At 31.9% G+C, this 17,449-nt stretch carries 17 protein-coding genes; 16 read left to right on the plus strand and 1 reads right to left on the minus strand.

Annotated features, from left to right (window positions below):
- Positions 1–170: 170 nt before the first annotated feature.
- Positions 171–1,334, minus strand: a complete 1,164-nt coding sequence (locus BP18_RS11010) for a BstXI family restriction endonuclease (RefSeq protein WP_029277829.1) — start codon at positions 1,332–1,334, stop codon at positions 171–173.
- An 85-nt stretch (positions 1,335–1,419) separates the two neighbouring features.
- Between BP18_RS11010 and BP18_RS11015 the strand changes: the two genes are divergently transcribed.
- The 16 genes from BP18_RS11015 (at position 1,420) to BP18_RS11090 (ending at position 17,388) form a co-directional block, all read left to right on the plus strand.
- The gene (locus BP18_RS11015; RefSeq protein ID WP_035050627.1) at positions 1,420–3,504 is read left to right on the plus strand and encodes a DNA-methyltransferase; all 2,085 of its coding nucleotides are present in this window, start codon (positions 1,420–1,422) and stop codon (positions 3,502–3,504) included.
- Positions 3,505–3,642: 138 nt separating this feature from the next.
- A complete protein-coding gene (locus tag BP18_RS11020; RefSeq protein ID WP_029277831.1) occupies positions 3,643–3,951 on the plus strand; it encodes a hypothetical protein in 309 nt (102 codons plus the stop codon).
- Positions 3,952–4,024: 73 nt separating this feature from the next.
- Positions 4,025–4,525: a JAB domain-containing protein gene (locus BP18_RS11025; RefSeq protein WP_029277832.1), complete on the plus strand. Its 501-nt coding sequence runs from the start codon at positions 4,025–4,027 to the stop codon at positions 4,523–4,525.
- A 187-nt stretch (positions 4,526–4,712) separates the two neighbouring features.
- A complete protein-coding gene (locus BP18_RS11030; RefSeq protein ID WP_029277834.1) occupies positions 4,713–5,018 on the plus strand; it encodes a DUF960 family protein in 306 nt (101 codons plus the stop codon).
- A 117-nt stretch (positions 5,019–5,135) separates the two neighbouring features.
- Entirely contained in the window at positions 5,136–5,444 is a 309-nt protein-coding gene (locus tag BP18_RS11035; protein ID WP_029277836.1) for a hypothetical protein, read from the plus strand.
- Positions 5,445–5,510: 66 nt separating this feature from the next.
- Positions 5,511–6,014: a RadC family protein gene (radC, locus tag BP18_RS11040; RefSeq protein WP_051669253.1), complete on the plus strand. Its 504-nt coding sequence runs from the start codon at positions 5,511–5,513 to the stop codon at positions 6,012–6,014.
- A gap of 4 nt (positions 6,015–6,018) precedes the next feature.
- A complete protein-coding gene (locus BP18_RS11045) occupies positions 6,019–6,306 on the plus strand; it encodes a hypothetical protein (RefSeq protein WP_029277840.1) in 288 nt (95 codons plus the stop codon).
- A gap of 195 nt (positions 6,307–6,501) precedes the next feature.
- Complete coding sequence (locus BP18_RS11050) at positions 6,502–7,014, plus strand: DUF1643 domain-containing protein (protein ID WP_162176205.1); 513 nt, start codon at positions 6,502–6,504, stop codon at positions 7,012–7,014.
- Between the two features lie 106 nt (positions 7,015–7,120).
- Positions 7,121–8,149 (plus strand): hypothetical protein, encoded by a 1,029-nt coding sequence (locus BP18_RS11055; protein WP_029277844.1) that lies wholly within the window; start codon positions 7,121–7,123, stop codon positions 8,147–8,149.
- A gap of 208 nt (positions 8,150–8,357) precedes the next feature.
- Positions 8,358–8,786 carry a hypothetical protein gene (locus BP18_RS11060; RefSeq protein WP_029277846.1) on the plus strand — a complete coding sequence of 143 codons (429 nt, stop codon included), beginning with the start codon at positions 8,358–8,360 and terminating at the stop codon, positions 8,784–8,786.
- Positions 8,783–9,190, plus strand: coding sequence for a hypothetical protein (locus BP18_RS11065; RefSeq protein ID WP_029277848.1), 408 nt, complete (start codon positions 8,783–8,785; stop codon positions 9,188–9,190). Before BP18_RS11060 ends, BP18_RS11065 begins: the two co-directional genes overlap by 4 nt.
- A gap of 21 nt (positions 9,191–9,211) precedes the next feature.
- Positions 9,212–11,110 (plus strand): DUF927 domain-containing protein, encoded by a 1,899-nt coding sequence (locus BP18_RS11070; RefSeq protein WP_035050630.1) that lies wholly within the window; start codon positions 9,212–9,214, stop codon positions 11,108–11,110.
- 202 nt (positions 11,111–11,312) lie between these two features.
- Positions 11,313–12,746, plus strand: coding sequence for a recombinase family protein (locus BP18_RS11075; RefSeq protein ID WP_029276232.1), 1,434 nt, complete (start codon positions 11,313–11,315; stop codon positions 12,744–12,746).
- 2 nt (positions 12,747–12,748) lie between these two features.
- Positions 12,749–14,395, plus strand: coding sequence for a recombinase family protein (locus BP18_RS11080; protein ID WP_051669189.1), 1,647 nt, complete (start codon positions 12,749–12,751; stop codon positions 14,393–14,395).
- A gap of 968 nt (positions 14,396–15,363) precedes the next feature.
- Positions 15,364–16,044, plus strand: a complete 681-nt coding sequence (locus BP18_RS11085; RefSeq protein ID WP_029276228.1) for a zinc ribbon domain-containing protein — start codon at positions 15,364–15,366, stop codon at positions 16,042–16,044.
- Positions 16,045–16,236: 192 nt separating this feature from the next.
- Positions 16,237–17,388 (plus strand): hypothetical protein, encoded by a 1,152-nt coding sequence (locus BP18_RS11090; protein WP_029276226.1) that lies wholly within the window; start codon positions 16,237–16,239, stop codon positions 17,386–17,388.
- Positions 17,389–17,449 lie beyond the last annotated feature (61 nt).

The following is a 17,449-nucleotide window of genomic DNA, read 5'->3' on the forward strand; positions in this document are numbered from 1 at the left end:
TTCATGATGTAATTTAAATAATCATTTAGATAATGAAAAGTAGCTGATGGAGGAAAATATTTTATTTAAAGATATTAGAACCGTACCATAAGTAAATGAGGTTTTTAATAATAAAAAAAGTATACTGCACATTTACAATAAATGTTACAGTACACTTTTTTATTTAAATTTTACTTAGTAACTGTTAAGTCATCAACTGGTAGAGTTTCATCTGAAAGTAGTTCATTTGAATTATGATCTACAATTAAGCGTAAGACATTTAAAATTTCTTCTATATCATAGTCTTCTTGAATTGTATTACAGTGCCTATGACCCCAACCTAAATTGTATACTCTATGATTTAATTCTCCTGGACGAAGAGCATGAATATGCATTAATGCAATTTTAGAGCGAGTATTGTCTTCTTCCTCTCTACCATTAACTTGCTCTGCAACTTCAAGAAAGTCTTGAGCATTTAAAGTCTGTAGACATAAAGGACAAACTGGTTGGTTCTCTGCCTCCCCCCATGCTCGAATTTTAATTAGTTTTTCGAAGTCAAGTAAATCATGGTTTTCACAATATTTAGTAATGTCTTCTAATATGGTATCATATAGAGTGGAGAATCCATTGGGTTGTGTACATGATTTATAGGCATTTGGAGAAAAACCAAAAGTTTTATTTACCAAATCACTTTGACATAAATCATTTAAGTACTCCTTCATACCATTAACTTTTAGCATAAAATAAGATAACTGATATTTAATAGCAGTTGTTTCATCTTTAGTAGCATAATCATAATCAAAATTACCAAGGCCAGCTTGACTAGGTACATTCTCAAGACTATAGTTATCCTTAAGAATTTGTTTTTCAACACTAGTTAATGAGCCAGCTTTACCACATATTCTAGAAATCTTTGATGGTTTTGCATTGTTAATAAATAGAGCATATTCTCCAATCCATTCAGGCTCATTTTCTGGTTTTGGTTTGTTTGAAGTATAAAGTTCAGTAATTTCGTTCCAATCAGCATTAGGAGGGAATTTCTTAAAAGAAGAAATTGTCTTGTAATATACAAATGCATTCTTTCCAAGTACTACAGAGTCTGGTAAAGGCACATCAGAAGTAAAAAACTCTTCAGGACTTATACGTATTGCAAATCCATTTTCGAAGTTAGATAAAAATTCTGAATTTTTTGAATCGATGTAACGATAAGTAGAAAGATGCATAATAACTCTGTAATTCCGATTGTTACGTCTTTTGTAAATACCTTTGCCGCTCCGTGCTTCTGCGGTCTTCTCAATCTTTTTTGAAAGTGTTTTTGGAAAGACTTTATTCCAAGAGTTTGCTGTTTTTACCATATGTTACCTCCTCAGGTTTCGATGTTTTTATTCTACCACTGGGGAGGGGAAAAGTAAATAGAAAATATAAAAGTAGGAGAAATTAATGGAAATTAAAAAAAACGTATTAAATTTAATAAAGGAAAAGCTAGATTTAAATATTGATGAAAGAATTTTAGATTCAATTGTTTTAGATATGACAAGGGTTGCAGATAAAAAAATCACAATTTTAATTAATGAGCTAAAAAAAGAGCACAATTTTAATGTTAGTACAGTTGAGAAAGAACAATTAAGAAAATATTTAATTGGATATCCTATAAAAGATTATGATAAATTTTCACAATATCGTAGCTATATCTTGAAAGATGAGTCGATTTTGGTGAGTGCGTATAACTTAATTGAAAATGGGTTAGTACGAAATAACAATAGTGTACTCGGTTCGATAACAGCAAGGTATAAAAATTTTACTGGAGAAACCATTAAGGATGAGAATGATAAATACCTTCAATATATAAAAACAAAACAAATTAATGAAAATCAATTAATCTTACTTCATTTAAAAGCTAGTGCAGTAGATAACCCATTAGAAGACGTATGCTCTTTCATTAAAGAAACATATACTACATTGTCAAATTATCATAACTTAGCAATTTATTTAGAAGATGATGAAACGACATTTTCATGGTCTTTAATTTCAAAGATAGCTATATTTGCTGAACAATTCCTAAATGAGTCTGACTTCTCTGTATATAATAAAAAAAATAAAGAAAGAAGAATTGATGAACTATCTAAATTTTTGGATAATAATAATAATATTGATAAAGCTAGTTTAAGCACACTAAAGGAGTTAATTGCAGATTATTATCAAGATGTTTCCTATGGATTTCAGTTTAATGATTTATATATTTCAGAAAATGGAGCAAAAAAAGTTCTGATTTTTCAAAAAATTGAATTAGATGAAGATCCAATACCCTGTCCAGCATGCATGATCGAATCAGGTAGAGGCAACTCTTATCCTAAGTTATTATATAAGAGCTTTGAATGTTCTAATCCAAATTGTCCTGCAAGAAGTAAAATTGGTAGAGGCAAAAGATATGATTATTTTGGAACAAAAAGAAGTTTATTACTTTGGGAAAATGATAAAAAAAATAAAATAGATGATTTATTACGTAAACAGTTTAGAAGAGATATATTTTCAGAAGATTCAAATGTAATATCTATGATTTTAAAATTCTATAGCTGGAATAAAGAAAACGTACTGTATGTAAAAAATGATAAAATTGATGAATTTAGTTCATATGGTCGAAATATTGTAGTAGAAAAATTCAATAAATACGTAACGAAGGAAAGTAATCTTTTTGAAGATCTTAAAATATTCAAATTATTCAAAGAAATTTCTAGAAATATAAAAGTAAAAATGAATGAGAGTGAAAAATTGGAATATCAAGAAATAGATAATTCATTTATTTACCATGGTAATTCAAGTAATATAATTCCGTACCTACCGATTAAAATTGATACTGCAGTAACTTCTCCTCCATACTATAATGCAAGAGAATATTCACAATGGGAAACTTTATATTGTTATCTTATTGATATGATGATTAATGCTTCATCAGTATACAAAAAAATTGAAGAAGAAGGGAAATATTTTTACAATATAGGAGATATTGTTTCGCAAGATAATATTTTTATCAAATCTAATATGTCTAAAAGAAGAACTATTTTAGGCTTTTATAGTGTGTTAATATTTGAATTAGTTGGTTTTGAGGTTGAGGGTAATATTATTTGGGATAAAGGTGAAGTACAATCTAAAAGAAACTCTTCATCAAATAAATTTTCAGGATATGTAAAACCTATAAATTGTTACGAACATATTTTTGTGTTTTCTAAATCGAAATTAAAAAATAAAAATATATCTTATACTAAAGTTAAAAGAATTGATACTGTAAAAAAGATAAACTCAAAAGGAACCAACATATTAGGACATACTGCTCCTTATCCTGAAGAAATTGTTGATATTGCCTTAAATTTTACGAAAGAAGAAAATTATATTTTAGATCCTTTCTTAGGAAGTGGAACTACCGTAATTGCTGCAAAAATAAGGCATAAAAAAGCAGTTGGAATTGAAATGGATGATAAGTATTTTGAGTTGGCAGTGAAACGAATTAATGAAGTAATGGCTTTTTAAAATAATCGAAAGAAAAATTGACCAATAAAAATGTCTGTATTGTTTTAATTTGTAAATATATATTATAGATATGGGAAGTTATTCTAATTATATTAGAATAACTTTTTTATTTATATTAAATTAGGAGGAATATGCAGGATGTGCTATTTTGGTAAAGAAAATTTTAATATATTCTTATTTCATCAGTATAGTGTAAAAGTGGATGAAGAACAGGTAAAAGAAGAAGCAGAATTACTTTATAAAAAAGAGGTGAATAAAAATGTTATCTCTAAAAAGTTATTGGCAGTTGCAACCGAACTAATATTTTTTGAAACATATACTTGCGTAATAAATAAAAATGAGTGGATAGTTTGTGTGGCTTCAGATGCCGATACAAGCTATCCACTCTTTTTGTATTGTCTAAAAGACGGTATAAAAGTATATGAAGAGATATTGAAAGAAGAATAAATAAAACGGGAAAATCCATTAATTGCAGATATTAAAACTATAGACAAAAGGATTATCTGAGAGGGGAAAAATAATGTATCAAAAAAGGCTATTAACAGAAAAAGATGAACCAAAACAAGTATCAGCAAAAAGAGTTGATATTGTAAAAGTTCAATTGGTAAAAGAGAGTTCATTATTGTATAAAAACCGGACAGTCCATTGTCCTCAGAATGGATTTGACTTAATGACTCAATTTTTAGGAGAAGTGGATCGAGAATACTTTATTGTGATGTGCTTAGATAGTAAAAACCAACCTACAGCCTTAAACATATGTCACATTGGAAGTTTGAATTCTTCACTTGTACACCCAAGAGAAGTATTCAAGCCAGCGGTATTGAGCAATGCTGCCTCTATAATGGTAGGGCATAATCATCCTAGTGGGAACTCTCAACCATCAGAAGCGGACTTTAACATGACGAAAAGGTTAGTTGAAGCAGGAGAAATAATGGGAATAGAAGTACTTGATCATATTGTAATGGGTGACCAAGAGTTTACTTCGTTTAAAGAAGAAGGATACATGAGGTGGATAACATAAATTATTGCTTAATCTTAATTAAAAATTTATTCAAAAATAAAGCTACAACCTATGTAGATAGTTTATTCTGTCTTTTGAAATATATATTATAATAATGAAGTATCGGTAATTAATAAGGCCAAGATCCTAAACAGGGATCTTGGCCTATTCTTTTTGCTTAAAATAATAAATGAAAGAAGGAAGAAACATGTTTCAATCAAAAGACAACCGCCATGTTACAAGGAATGTTGACTCTACAGTACCTAAAAAGATGCAATTATTTCTATGGGAACTAATAGATGATCAAGTTAAGAAAGGTAATGAAATGGATTATTTCCAGAAATTCGAATTTAGAGTTATTAATGAGGGGCAAGAGATTATACACAGTCAAGAAAGGCCCAAGTGGAACTCTAAAATAGAGCTACCGATTCTGAATGAAAACTGTTTAAGTAAAACTATTTGGGTAATTGATGACATAGAGTATCAAACAATGTTGTTTCCGAAAGACTACTAACCATTTAAAGGAGGATATATATGAAATGAAAAATCAATATGAAATTGATAGTAATATTAAAACAGCAAAATAAAACCATATAAAGTAGTACTAAAATAAAGTTAAGGAGGGGTTGAAATGTGTTATTTTGGAAAGGAAAATTTTAGTTTGTTTCTATTTACCAAATATAATATTAATGTATGTGAGAATCAAATAAAGGAAGAGTCACAATTACTTTATAAAGATGAACTTAATAAAGAAAAAATATCCGATAATTTAATTGAGGTAGTAACCGAGGTAGTTTTATTTGAAACATATACTTGTCTGATAAATGAAATAGAGTGGGTGGTTTGTGTGGCTTCAGATGCCGATACAAGCTATCCACTCTTTTTGTACTGCCTAAAAGATGGCATAAAAATATATGAAGAAGTATTAACTGTTAGTTAAAGAACTGAGAAATTTAACAAGCTATAGAGAGTAACACTACACATAAAGTAAAATATGGAGGGAAAAATGATGGAACAAGAGACGTTAGTAACAGAATACGTAGGTAATAAGAAAGTAGCAGCAAAAAGAGTCGATATTGTGAAAATCCAAATGGTAAAAGAAAAATCGCTATTATACAAAGATAGGAAAGTCCAATGCCCGCAGAATGGGGTTGATTTGATGAAGCAGTTTCTAGGAGATGTTGATCGAGAGCATTTCGTTGTCATGTGTTTAGACAGTAAGAATCAGCCTACAGCTTTAAATGTATGCCACATTGGAAGTTTAAACTCTTCGATTGTACACCCAAGAGAAGTTTTCAAAACAGCCATACTCAGTAACGCTGCTTCTATTATGGTGGGACATAATCATCCCTCAGGTAATCCAGAACCCAGTGAAGCAGATATCAATGTTACGAGAAGATTAGAAGAGGCTGGCGAACTAATAGGCATTAAATTGTTAGATCATTTGATTATTGGCGAAGATACCTATGTTTCTTTGAAAGAGCGAGGAAATTTCAAAACGAAGGAGTGATATCATGGAGAACATACCTTATGTAATAAATTTATTAAGAAGACAGGCTGGAGTTGTAGCTGTAGCATCGGATTTTGGTTATGAGAGTGTATTACTGGAAAGAGAGGAATTAGATCCTAATTTATTACCAGCATACTTTGACGAGATACAAACAGAAGAAGAGATATTAGTCCATTTTTATGTGATAGAAGAGTATACCATCTATGTTATTGCGGACGTAGAAAATACGAGTTGGAAACTTATCGGCATCATAAAGAACGGACATCTAGCGTACAATAAGGTATTTGATTAGTGAGAGGTGAAATGATGGACGAAAAATTAGTAAAGATACTTTTAGAAGGACTAAAGTTGATGGCTAGACTATTAAAAGAAGAACTAAGTTGAGGAGCTGACTAAAAATGAGAAAAAGAATGTTACAACTACTTATGAATATTGTGATCGCTATCATTGAGGCCTTTTTAGATTGGAATGTAGCAGTATGATAAATATGAATGCTACAGTTAAAATTGAAGTAACAGAGTCAGATAATCATGAGCACCGTTATGTATTAAAGAAGGTATGGGATGTAAAAAAGCCAATGGCTACCGTAATTACCCTCTATCCTGGAAAAGCTGATCTAATAGTATCAGATACAACTCAAATGTTAGTTACTAATCAGTTATATACCAAAGGGTTTGGTGGTTTTTTTAGTGTAAATCTATACTCAAAGATAGGAATAGCAGATAGTATGAACAAAAATTTTAAACAAGCAAGCAACAATGAGAATGATAAATTGATTCTAGAATGTGCAAAGGAATCGAGACAAATTATCTTTGCATGGGGAAGCTTGCCACAAAAGAATAGGATAGTAAAAGAACGAGTAGAGAAATTAATAGAAAAATTAAATAAAGAAAAGAAGAAGTGTTTCATACTTAGTGATGAGCAGTCTAGCAAATATTACCATCCACTAACCGGTAAAGTTCGGATAAAATGGAATCTTCTGCCTTTTAGAGACGAATAACAAGAAGTGGTTACTATAAAAGCTGATTAATAAATTGAAGATTTTCTATAAAAATTTCTTAATACGTTACGGCTGTTGTATAATGTTTTAATAAGGAGTGACAAATATGAAAATTATTGAATTATATGATTTTGCTTTTTTTATACCCATTCGAAATCCGGATTTTGTTCAGGAGAATTTGTCAGAGAAGCAAAAAGGAAAAGCAATAGTATCAACTAATGAATATACACATAGTTCAGAAGGAGGAACATCGAAGCGTAAAACATTAAGAGGTGTTTTAGCCTCGACAATAGAGTTACTAGCATATTCCCCTACAGCATATAAATTAATTTATGAAGAAGAATGGGGAATGCCTTTACTTCAACAGTTATCATCAGAAAAAACGTGCATAGATATTATTGGAGCAAAAGGATTTAAAGAGATACACCGTTGGAATGTTGATTCAAAACCACTAATATTTTTATTAACTATCTTCGTATCTTATAACTCTCTTTACACACGTAGAACAAAGGAAAAAGGAGGATATCAATATACTAGTGTACTTGATGACTTAAATAAAATTTTAATAAGAAATATAGATGGTACAACTAGCAAGACTGATAGTATAGAACAAAATGGAAGTCAATTAGTAGAAGATTTATATCTGAACCAACTATTAAAAAGCACTATTGATAAATTAGATTTAAGTAAAGACAATGAATTCATTGAGATAATGGACTATATGAAAAATTCTTTAAGTTTATTCTATACAGACTTTTCCTTAATTAATAAAATGGTTGAATCATCAGATTTAAATGAGTATTTAAAATTATTAAGAAATCGCTCATGGGGAAATAAACCAAGAGTAAGATTTGAAAGATATATACAATTAAATGAAATTATGCATGATCTGAATAACACTGATATACAAATAATGAAAACGGTAGTCGAAGAGTTATTTAAATTTGAATCTTCAGAAGAGTATGGAGAAAAAATAAAAGCAAATAATCAATGGGCAAATTCTTATCAAATTAAAAATCTTCTTAAAATTAAGCAACGAGAAGACATGGATCCAATAAAGAATATGGTCACAAAACTAAGTGAAAATGATCAAAGAATGGTCAAGAAAATTAATGAAAGATTTTTATTAAAATAAAAAAAGTATTAAGAACAGTAAATAGTTTGAAAATAGACTAGTCATTAAGGCTAGCCTTTTTTTTATGCTTAAATTTAGTGATTTTAAAATAATAGGCATATCGAGTATCTAAATTACATTTTTATATGCCTATTGAGTACATAGTAAAAGTATTAAAGTATAGATAGAGCTTATATAAGAGCTTAAAAAATACTCAGGAGGAAAACATATGAATAATATTCTAATTAAGAAAAATGACTTTACCAGCAAAAACGACAGGCGCATGCATGCTCTTGCAAAATTGAAGAGCATTTACTGGAGTGAAGACCAGTATCGAAATCTAATCATAGAATTTAATATTAAAGAAGTCTTCGGTTATAAAATAGCTGAAATTGGTTCTCAATATATTTGTAGACTGCCATCGTTAAGCGTTGAACGTTCAAAGATACCACTCTCATATAAGTGGTTGCTCGAATGTACTAGCTTCTTGCAAGAAGACGAGTCAGGACAGGTAGACCTAACCCATTTAGTGGATAAGGATTATATTATTACGGTACAAAAGAAAGTATCTTCAAATTACATTTTCTACAATTTAATTAACCTTGTTTATTTCAATAATAAACCAGCAGACAATTTGAAAGGGGAGCAACAATTATGAGTACAATGACTACTAAGATTAAAAGAGACGATTATTTACAAGGGCCGCGAGATGAGATATTAACTCATATTCTTGGACAAGTATCTAGTGTAGAAGTATTGACAGATAAACGAATTAGAGTAAGAATTTTACAATTAGAATCTTTTAACAACCCGAACTTGTCTGTAGTCAACGGTAGGACTATTGATTGTATATTTCCAGAAATTGGGGGTGGGAAGTCAGCCCCTTATCGGGAGTTAATAAATTGTATTAACAGCTCTATGCCTAGACATTCAGGTAATACTTTAGATCTCCTAGATCTAATAGGCTGCTCTGTGCTGGCTACAGTAAAGCCTAAATATATCAAAAAAAGTAAAATATACAGTACAAAATTGAAAAACCTAGTTATTTTACCATCCCATTAACATTCCTAAGGAGGAGAACTAATGAAAAGACTAAGTAAAGTGGATATAACTAGAGATAATCAATTGTGCGATCCAAATTTGTTGGAAAATCGTGGAGACATGCCAGTCAAAGAAGAGGCTAATCAGGAAGAACAGCTTCTTCCTGAGACTCTTAAATTTGGAAAATATACTATCAGTCCTTCTGATGGTATATCGATTAAGAAGGGAAAAGACGAACTTAGGATAAGTGATTATATGCGTATTTCATCTATAAACCGCGATATATCCACGAATGAAGAAAGTTACGAACTAGAATACTATCGATCTAGCTTACGAAAAATAGACCGAGTTATCGTCCCTGGAGAGTCTTTGACAGGTATGCGAATAGAGAATCTAATGAAATATGGAATCGATGTCCATGCCGGGAATAAAAAAATCGTGTCGGAAGTACTCATTAAAACTAAAGAGTACGCTAAAGTATTAACTACGTACAATCACTATGGTTGGTCGAGAGTGGAAGAAAAACCTATATTCTTCCACGAAAATGCTATTTCTAGAGATGGAAAACTAGAAGATTATAAGCTAGCCAACTCAGCTAAGCTCAATTTAATTCCAAAAGGGACATTAGATGTGTGGATGGCTGCTTATGAGACTTTTGTTAAAGGTAAGACATCTTTAGAGTTTGCTGTTGTGCTAGGATGCTCCGCGCCTGTGGTAGCCTATTTATCCCAAACACATGATGATTTAAAGACTATGTTTGTAAATATAACGGGTCAATCAAGCCAAGGAAAAACCACTATGACAATGCTAGCTCTTTCAGTTGCCGGCAATCCAACATCTAGAAACAATGGTTTGTTGAAAACCTGGAGCAGTACCCAGAACGCTATCACAGGTCATTTGAACCATGTCAATGGTATACCGATAGCGTTTGATGAGCTCTCGATGTCAAATAGTAAAAATCTAACAGCTCTATTGTACTCCATGACAGAGGGTAGGCAGAAATCAAGATTGAAGAAAGATGGATCGCAGAGAGAAATTGCTGAATGGTCTACAACGATCATTAGCAATGGAGAAGTCTCTCTGTTTAATCGATTAGATAACAACTTAGGATTGCGTGTTCGAATTATGGAGTTTGCTCATATTGCTTGGACGGAGTCAGCTGAGCAATCAGAAGCTATTAAGCAAGCAGTTCACAAGAATTATGGTCATTTACTACCCTTATTTGTAAGCAAATTATTGGCTTCTGGATTAGAAAGCATAGACGTGGAATTCGAGGCGCAAAGACAAGATTTTTTAACTAAAATTCCAGAAACGGAAACTTCAAAAAGGATATCAATCAAACTTGCAGCTATTACAACGACAGCAAGCCTCCTTAAGAAATTAGGCGTTTTAGATATTGACGTCTCCTCACTTCAAAATTTTCTGATTGAAAACGATAGAGAGAACTTCGATTCGAGGGATATGAGTATTAAGGCACTTGACGATGTTTGTAAGTATTTAGTGGTTAATCAATCAAAGCTGCTGCGCGATAATACTGTTCAAACACCTTTTGAAGTCATAGGAAAGCTGACAGTTAAATACACTGGTAGTAAGAAACAAATAGAAGTTGCGATTATTACGAGTCAATTTGATGCCATGATGGATAATTTAAATTATCAAGACGCTAAAGTTGTGATTAAAGAATGGCAAAAAAAAAATATCTTAAAGTCAGAAGGAGATCGATTAACGCTTAGAAAACAATTTTCAATTGCAGGTAAGCAGGAACGTCTAACCACATACGCATTTGAGATACCTGAAGAGTACCATGATTTGCTACAAAACTTACCCAGTCAAGATATGAACGTATCTGTAGCGAGCAGTTTCTCAACTAGGTCATTAGATAATGCTTCAAATCGACTGCCGGTAGAAGGCTTGCAAACAATTACGGAGCAAGATTTTTGAGTTATGAAAAAGGAGGAGAAAAGATGCAAGATGAGAAAATGAAAGTATTTATTGAAACAGTAGCAGAGCAGTTGATAGCGATCTTTCAATATACTTATATTGAAAGAGATGAGACTGATGACAAATAAAGAATAATGGCTAAAGAGTTATGAATTGCATTTGTATAAAAACCAATGGTAAGAGGAGGGAAGGTGTCTCGTGGTTGGGACATGGGACATCGTTTATTATGGAGCAGGTAGTAGGATATGTTAGACAGTCTACTAAAATCCAAAAAAGCTTAGGAGCACAGGAATCAGTTTTACTAAAAGAGGCTGAAAAAAGACATCATCAACTAGCTCATGTCTTTTCAGATAAGGCTAGTGGTAAGAACTTAGATAGAAAAGGAATACAGCTTTTAAAACAATTGCTTGTAAAGAAGCAGGTTAAGTATTTATATGTTTGGAGAATGGATAGGATTAGCAGAAACACATCAGATATGCTTAAGTTTTATGATTTTTGCCAAAGCTATGGGGTTAAGATTATCAGTATAGCTGATCCAATTAATGTTACTACAGAAACTATGACAAGATTCCATATTTCAGTAATTGGTAGTGTTGCAGAAATGCAACGTGAACTTCTACGAGAAAATAAATTAGAAGGAAATAGGCAGAAACATAGCCAAGGACTGGCGTTGTCTGCTCATGTAGCTTATGGATATAAATACAAAGATAAGTTAATGGAAATTGACCCTGGAGAAGCTAAGATAGTCGAAAAGGTTTATGAATTGTATTTAACAGGATACGGGTATAGAAAAATAAGTAACCTTTTAAATGCAGACCAAATCACGTTTAAAGGAAAGATGTTTAATAGTGGTCACATAAGAAATATGTTAACCAATCCTGTATATACGGGGATAATCGATAATCACTTTGGAATTGTAAAAGGACAACATACGGCCATCGTTTCTCCTCAATTGTTTGAGAAGGCAAAAGGAATTAGAGAGAGTAAACAACTTATGCGCAAAGACTGGAGAAGATCATTTCTAGTAAAAAAAATAAAATGCCCTTATTGCAATAAAGCACTGACTATTCAATATGCGCAAGATCTAAGCAAATTAAGCAAAATTTATTACTATACTTGTTCTTCTTATATAGCTAACGGAAAAAGTGTATGTAGAGGTTATCGACTGAACACTAGAAAGATTGAAGCAGAGGTTGTAAAAGACATCATGAGCTTTTTATTGAATACGACTATTTTGGAGCAGATAGGAGTAAGTGTAGATCGGAAAATTGAATACATCAAAAAAAGTAAGACTCTTGATAAACAACAACAGGCTAAAGATAAGCGATTGTTATTTTATGAATTTGAGCTTGGAAATTTGAGTCAAGAAAAATTAAGAGAAGAGATTGCTTATTTAAATAAGCAGTCTTTAAAATTACCAACTGAAGAAATACCTAATATAGTCGATGTTAAAGATTTGAGTAGAAGAATGCAGCAATTAGGGGAGCCAGAAGTTATGCCAACTATATTGCAGTACCAGTTTTTCCAAGAAATTATAGAGCGTGTTGTTGTGAATGAATATAAGGTACTTACTGGTCTGTACCTAAAAGGAATGGATAAAAACGTTATAAGTATGCTAGAGGAAGAGGTTAAATAAATATGATGAACCAAGGAACTATTGAGAAGAAGAGGGCTGTTGGATATATTCGAGTAAGCACGACAGAACAAGCTGATAAAGGTTACTCTCTTGATGCCCAGACGCAAACAATTAGAGAGTATTGTTTACGTGAGAACTTAGATTTAAAGTTTGTCTACGCGGACAGAGGAAAAAGTGGTAAGTCCATTAAAGGACGAGTCGAAATGCAGAGGTTACTGCAAGATGCTGAAGAAGGGAATTATGATTGTGTTGTAGTATGGAAAATAAGTCGTGTTGCTAGAAATTTAGTAGACTTATTGGAGATCGTTAATCTGCTACAAAAAAAGAATATTGCCTTTTATAGTATTAGTGAGCAGTTTCAAGTAGATACATCATCAGGTCGCTTTATGCTTCAAATCATGGCTGCTACGAATGAAATGGAACGGAATCAAATCGCTGAGAACGTTAAACTAAGCATGACAAAGTTATCTCATGAGGGGTATTGGATATCTGGAAAAGCTCCTCTTGGATTTGATAATATTGAACTCTCTAATGAGAAAAAGGGACTAGCTATCAATAAAAAAGAATCTGGAATCATACAGCTCATCTTTAATGAAGCAGCAAAGGGAAAAGGCTATCGTGCTATTGCAAATCAGCTAAATCGAATAGGCTATAAAACAAAATTTAGTAACAGTTTTAGTTCCGTAGCTATAAGGGATATCTTAAAGAACCCCGTTTACATTGGTAAAATAAGATATAACAAATATGAGAAATGGTCAGATAAGAGGAGGAATGGCCTAAGTAAGAATGTCTTTATAGTTGATGGTAAGCACGAAGGGATCATAGATAACGAATTATGGGAAAAGGTACAAGGTAAGCTAGCATTGAGTAGTAAGAACCCTGCTTGGAATCATAAAGGTGCAAGTATATTAACGGGTATTTTAAAGTGTCCAGAGTGTGGTTCACCTATGGTTATAAACAATGTTACCAATAAATTGAAAGATGGGACTAAGAAGGTAATCCGGTATTATAGCTGTAGCCAGTTTAGAAATAAAGGTGCAGCAGTATGTCATGCAAATAGTATAAAATCCGATGTGGCGGAAGAACAAGTTGCTTCTAAACTAAGTGCAGTCATACAGCAATCAGAGGTTTTAGATGCCGTTATAGAGAATATGAACAAAAAAATGATTGAAGAAAAGGAACCATTCGAGAAAAATCGTAAAAGTATCCAGTCTAGAATTGAGGTAACAGAGAAAAATATACAGCGGTTTTTAGAATTAATAACTCAAGCCCCAGAGATTGCAGAAGATTTACATGTTAGAATAAAAGAATTAGAAAATAATCGTTATGAGCTCCTAAATCAAGAACGAGAGATGGAAAACAGGTTAAATCAAACGAGGAAGCCAATTTCTAAGAAAGAAACACAAAGAGTATTGGACTTACTTGGTATAGCTATAAAGGATAAAGAGAAAAAAGAACTAAAGGAAATCTATAAGACATTTATTGATAAAATTACTTTCGATAAATCTACAAAGGAAGTAAACGTTCATCTAGTCTTTAATAAGGAAATACTAAGAAAGTTAAACAGCAATCTTGAAAAAGAGCCTTCATCTTCGTTAGCGGATGAAGGCTCTTTCACTTTGTCTGAAAGTACCTATCTCATTCTATAAAAAAGGACAAGTAATAGGGTTGGAAGAATAAAAATTTCCTTTCGTTTTTTCATCCATACTTTCTAAGGATTTAATAGGGAGCTGATCAATTCGATTGAGGAAATTTTTATTTTCTAACCCTTTTAGTAACTAAAAAATCCCACAGCTATCCGCTATCCTAAAGATAGTGGGAGCTAAACGGGATAGTAGTAACTCAATGACATCAACAAAAGTTCTATCCTATCCCGTATTCCCTTAAATCTACCTATACTAATCATACTAAGGTAAAGCGAAAAACTGAAACACACATAATAATTAGCTTCTAATCGATTGGGATTACGGGTTATCGGGAAAGCCTATAGGTTGAAAGAAAGACAGCGGGTGAGTAGAAACCATAGAGTGGGAAAGTTTAGGTTTTTCACACCGCAAAAAATGATACAATGAACTAAGAGAAGTTTTGCAATCAGGATGAACATTAGGCCAAGCCTATTGGGTACGTATAGACCACTGTCAAGCATCATGTAGTAAATCATACAGTAGTCAAACTAACATACTGTGAAAGAGAGCTTTGAAGATAAAATAGTAGATATAAAATTCAATAGAGAAGATCTAACAGTAATATTAGATAATCTCCCAGAGAAAGACATTATGGTTTCCTTTGGATCGGATAAGTGCATATCTTAATTACTATTTGTTCACATCCGATAACTATTAATTAAATATTAGAGTACTCACTATCTCTTGATTATTTAAAGGATATCGAGATTATTCTGTTCATTTATCTATCAAAATCTGCTTAGCAGCGAAAAATATTAAAACTTTAAGGAGTGCTACAACATTATTTAGAAAAGATTAAATAAGAATAGAAATATTCTAGAATGAGTGTTATTATTGATTTGTAGAAGTATGTTAATAAGTTAACATACCGATTTTGTAAGCGTTATAAAATCATTCGCTAAGCTTTATATTATAGACAGGAGGAGTAACAAATGGCAGAATCAAAGTTATTTAAATTAGGTAAAGAAGTTTCAATAGAAGAAATAGGAGTAGGACTTGAAAGTTTTTTTAGAAATAAAAAAAACTTAATAGCAGAAGGTGTTAACACAGCAGAAGGATACTTAGTACAAGCTAAACAAGAAGAAAGTTGGAAGAAATTTATAGGAATGGATACAGCTATACAAGTTCAATTATACGAAACTGGAGATATGGTAACAGTAAGTATAGGATCTGGAAGTTGGTTAGATAAAGCTGGTGCTGGTGCAGCTGGGGCTATAGTTTTTGCTCCATTAGCTGTAACAGCAGCGATAGGAGCTTGGAATCAAAAAAGGTTACCTGAAGAAATATTTAGCTATGTAGAGAATTTCATCATGACAGGAGGAAAAAATGTTTCTGTCTCAATGGACTCCGGTAAAGGTCTGGCAGCAGATACTATTTTATGTCCAAGTTGTCATGCGGTAAATGATAAAGGAACTAAGTTCTGTTCGTCTTGTGGTTCTGGACTTTCTAACTCTTGTTCAGGATGCCATGCTAATGTTCCTCTAAATTCAAAATTCTGTCCTGAATGTGGGATGTCAATGGCGCCCGTTATTGTAAATTGTAAAGGCTGTAATGCCGAGTTAGACAAAGATACAAAATTTTGTCCCGAATGTGGAATGTCAGCACAAAATTAAGAATAATACTAACAAATTAATACAACGATGCCAGAGCTAATAGCAGAGATAAATGCTGTTAGCTTTTTTACTCTACTGGAGAATGATGTCTAGTTAATTGAGATAGCAGGTAGCAAAATTTGAGTGAAAAGTGGTACTAATTAAAAGGCAATGCAAATATTTTAGATAAAGATAGAAAGGAAGAAATCAATTTTGAATAAGAAAGTTTTATATGGAACAATCGTAGTGATGGCAATGGTTATTGGAGGACTAGGAACTTGGATTGTAACAGATAATTTAAATGACAAAGCAATAGAAAAAAAAGAATCCTCAAAGCAACAAGGAAATTCAGCAGTTGAAGATAAGATGGTTAAAGATATACAAGACAAGTTCTTTCCAGATAATGAAGCAATAGTTACTCATAGTAAAAAAGATGATGAGGTATCTATTATTGTTACAGCAAAGTCGGATGAGATGTTGTCCAAAATTGAAGACGAAGCTATTTGGGAGAAAACCTACAAACCTTTAATGGAGAAAGTCTCTAAATATGTTGCTGATAATTATGGATCTAAGCACAAAGTCAAATTGAGTAAACCGAAGTCTGATGGAAAAGAGTACTTATTAATCTTAGTAAATGGATCTATTCAGAAAGATTTATTCCCATACACTAAAAAAGAAAAGGAAAAAACTGTAGAAGTCGTTCAAAAGACTAAAGAAGATACTCAAAGTGCTGAAGAAAAAATGATTACTGATATAAATAATAAGTTTTTCGACGAAAATGAAGCAAATGTATCTTATACTAAAGAGGACGGTCAAGAATATATACTAGTTACTGCAGTAAGTTCCGATATGTCAACAGCTATCTCTGATCCAACAACATGGGAAAATTATTGGCACGGTTATATTGGTAACTTAAAAGATTACACAGTACAAAACTATGGAACTAACTATAAACTTAAAGTAGTTAATTCTGAAGGGACAACAATATTTTTAGATGAAAATCAAAGTCCTGATACTTCAGGTGAGGATATTTATATAGAAGTAACTAATGAGATAGTAAGACAATTTGGGGATACTTTTGAGGTAGATGTAAACGGGGCAAGCGATAGTTCATATAGATATTACTTTTTTGTAATTCAAAATACCCAACTAGACCAAATGTTTGGTCCTATGTATAATTTGGATGATAATGTAATTGATGAATACCATAGTGTATACGTGGATCAGTTATCGGATAAGTTAACAGTAATTTCAAATAATTATCCTAATAAAGAAATAGAAGTTTCAATTATCTCACCAACAAATTTAAAGGATGTTGTAACACGATGGACGAACGGTAAAGTAGTATATGATATGTTTCAATAAACAATTATTAAATTAAAATAATATCATCTTTTCGTGATACGCAGAACCGTATCATAAGTAG

Origin of the sequence: Carnobacterium jeotgali MS3 (genome assembly GCF_000745125.1) — a bacterium.
Classification (GTDB): Bacteria; Bacillota; Bacilli; order Lactobacillales; family Carnobacteriaceae; genus Carnobacterium_B; species Carnobacterium_B jeotgali.

Excerpts from the sequence above, each read along its gene's own strand:
- BP18_RS11055 (WP_029277844.1), top strand. The coding sequence starts at position 7,121 with ATGAAAATTATTGAATTATATGATTTTGCTTTTTTTATACCCATTCGA.
- BP18_RS11010 (WP_029277829.1), bottom strand. The coding sequence starts at position 1,334 with ATGGTAAAAACAGCAAACTCTTGGAATAAAGTCTTTCCAAAAACACTT.
- BP18_RS11015 (WP_035050627.1), top strand. The coding sequence starts at position 1,420 with ATGGAAATTAAAAAAAACGTATTAAATTTAATAAAGGAAAAGCTAGAT.
- BP18_RS11030 (WP_029277834.1), top strand. The coding sequence starts at position 4,713 with ATGTTTCAATCAAAAGACAACCGCCATGTTACAAGGAATGTTGACTCT.
- radC (WP_051669253.1), top strand. The coding sequence starts at position 5,511 with ATGATGGAACAAGAGACGTTAGTAACAGAATACGTAGGTAATAAGAAA.
- BP18_RS11065 (WP_029277848.1), top strand. The coding sequence starts at position 8,783 with ATGAGTACAATGACTACTAAGATTAAAAGAGACGATTATTTACAAGGG.
- BP18_RS11035 (WP_029277836.1), top strand. The coding sequence starts at position 5,136 with ATGTGTTATTTTGGAAAGGAAAATTTTAGTTTGTTTCTATTTACCAAA.
- BP18_RS11080 (WP_051669189.1), top strand. The coding sequence starts at position 12,749 with ATGATGAACCAAGGAACTATTGAGAAGAAGAGGGCTGTTGGATATATT.
- BP18_RS11070 (WP_035050630.1), top strand. The coding sequence starts at position 9,212 with ATGAAAAGACTAAGTAAAGTGGATATAACTAGAGATAATCAATTGTGC.
- BP18_RS11060 (WP_029277846.1), top strand. The coding sequence starts at position 8,358 with ATGAATAATATTCTAATTAAGAAAAATGACTTTACCAGCAAAAACGAC.
- BP18_RS11020 (WP_029277831.1), top strand. The coding sequence starts at position 3,643 with ATGTGCTATTTTGGTAAAGAAAATTTTAATATATTCTTATTTCATCAG.
- BP18_RS11025 (WP_029277832.1), top strand. The coding sequence starts at position 4,025 with ATGTATCAAAAAAGGCTATTAACAGAAAAAGATGAACCAAAACAAGTA.
- BP18_RS11050 (WP_162176205.1), top strand. The coding sequence starts at position 6,502 with ATGAATGCTACAGTTAAAATTGAAGTAACAGAGTCAGATAATCATGAG.
- BP18_RS11045 (WP_029277840.1), top strand. The coding sequence starts at position 6,019 with ATGGAGAACATACCTTATGTAATAAATTTATTAAGAAGACAGGCTGGA.
- BP18_RS11085 (WP_029276228.1), top strand. The coding sequence starts at position 15,364 with ATGGCAGAATCAAAGTTATTTAAATTAGGTAAAGAAGTTTCAATAGAA.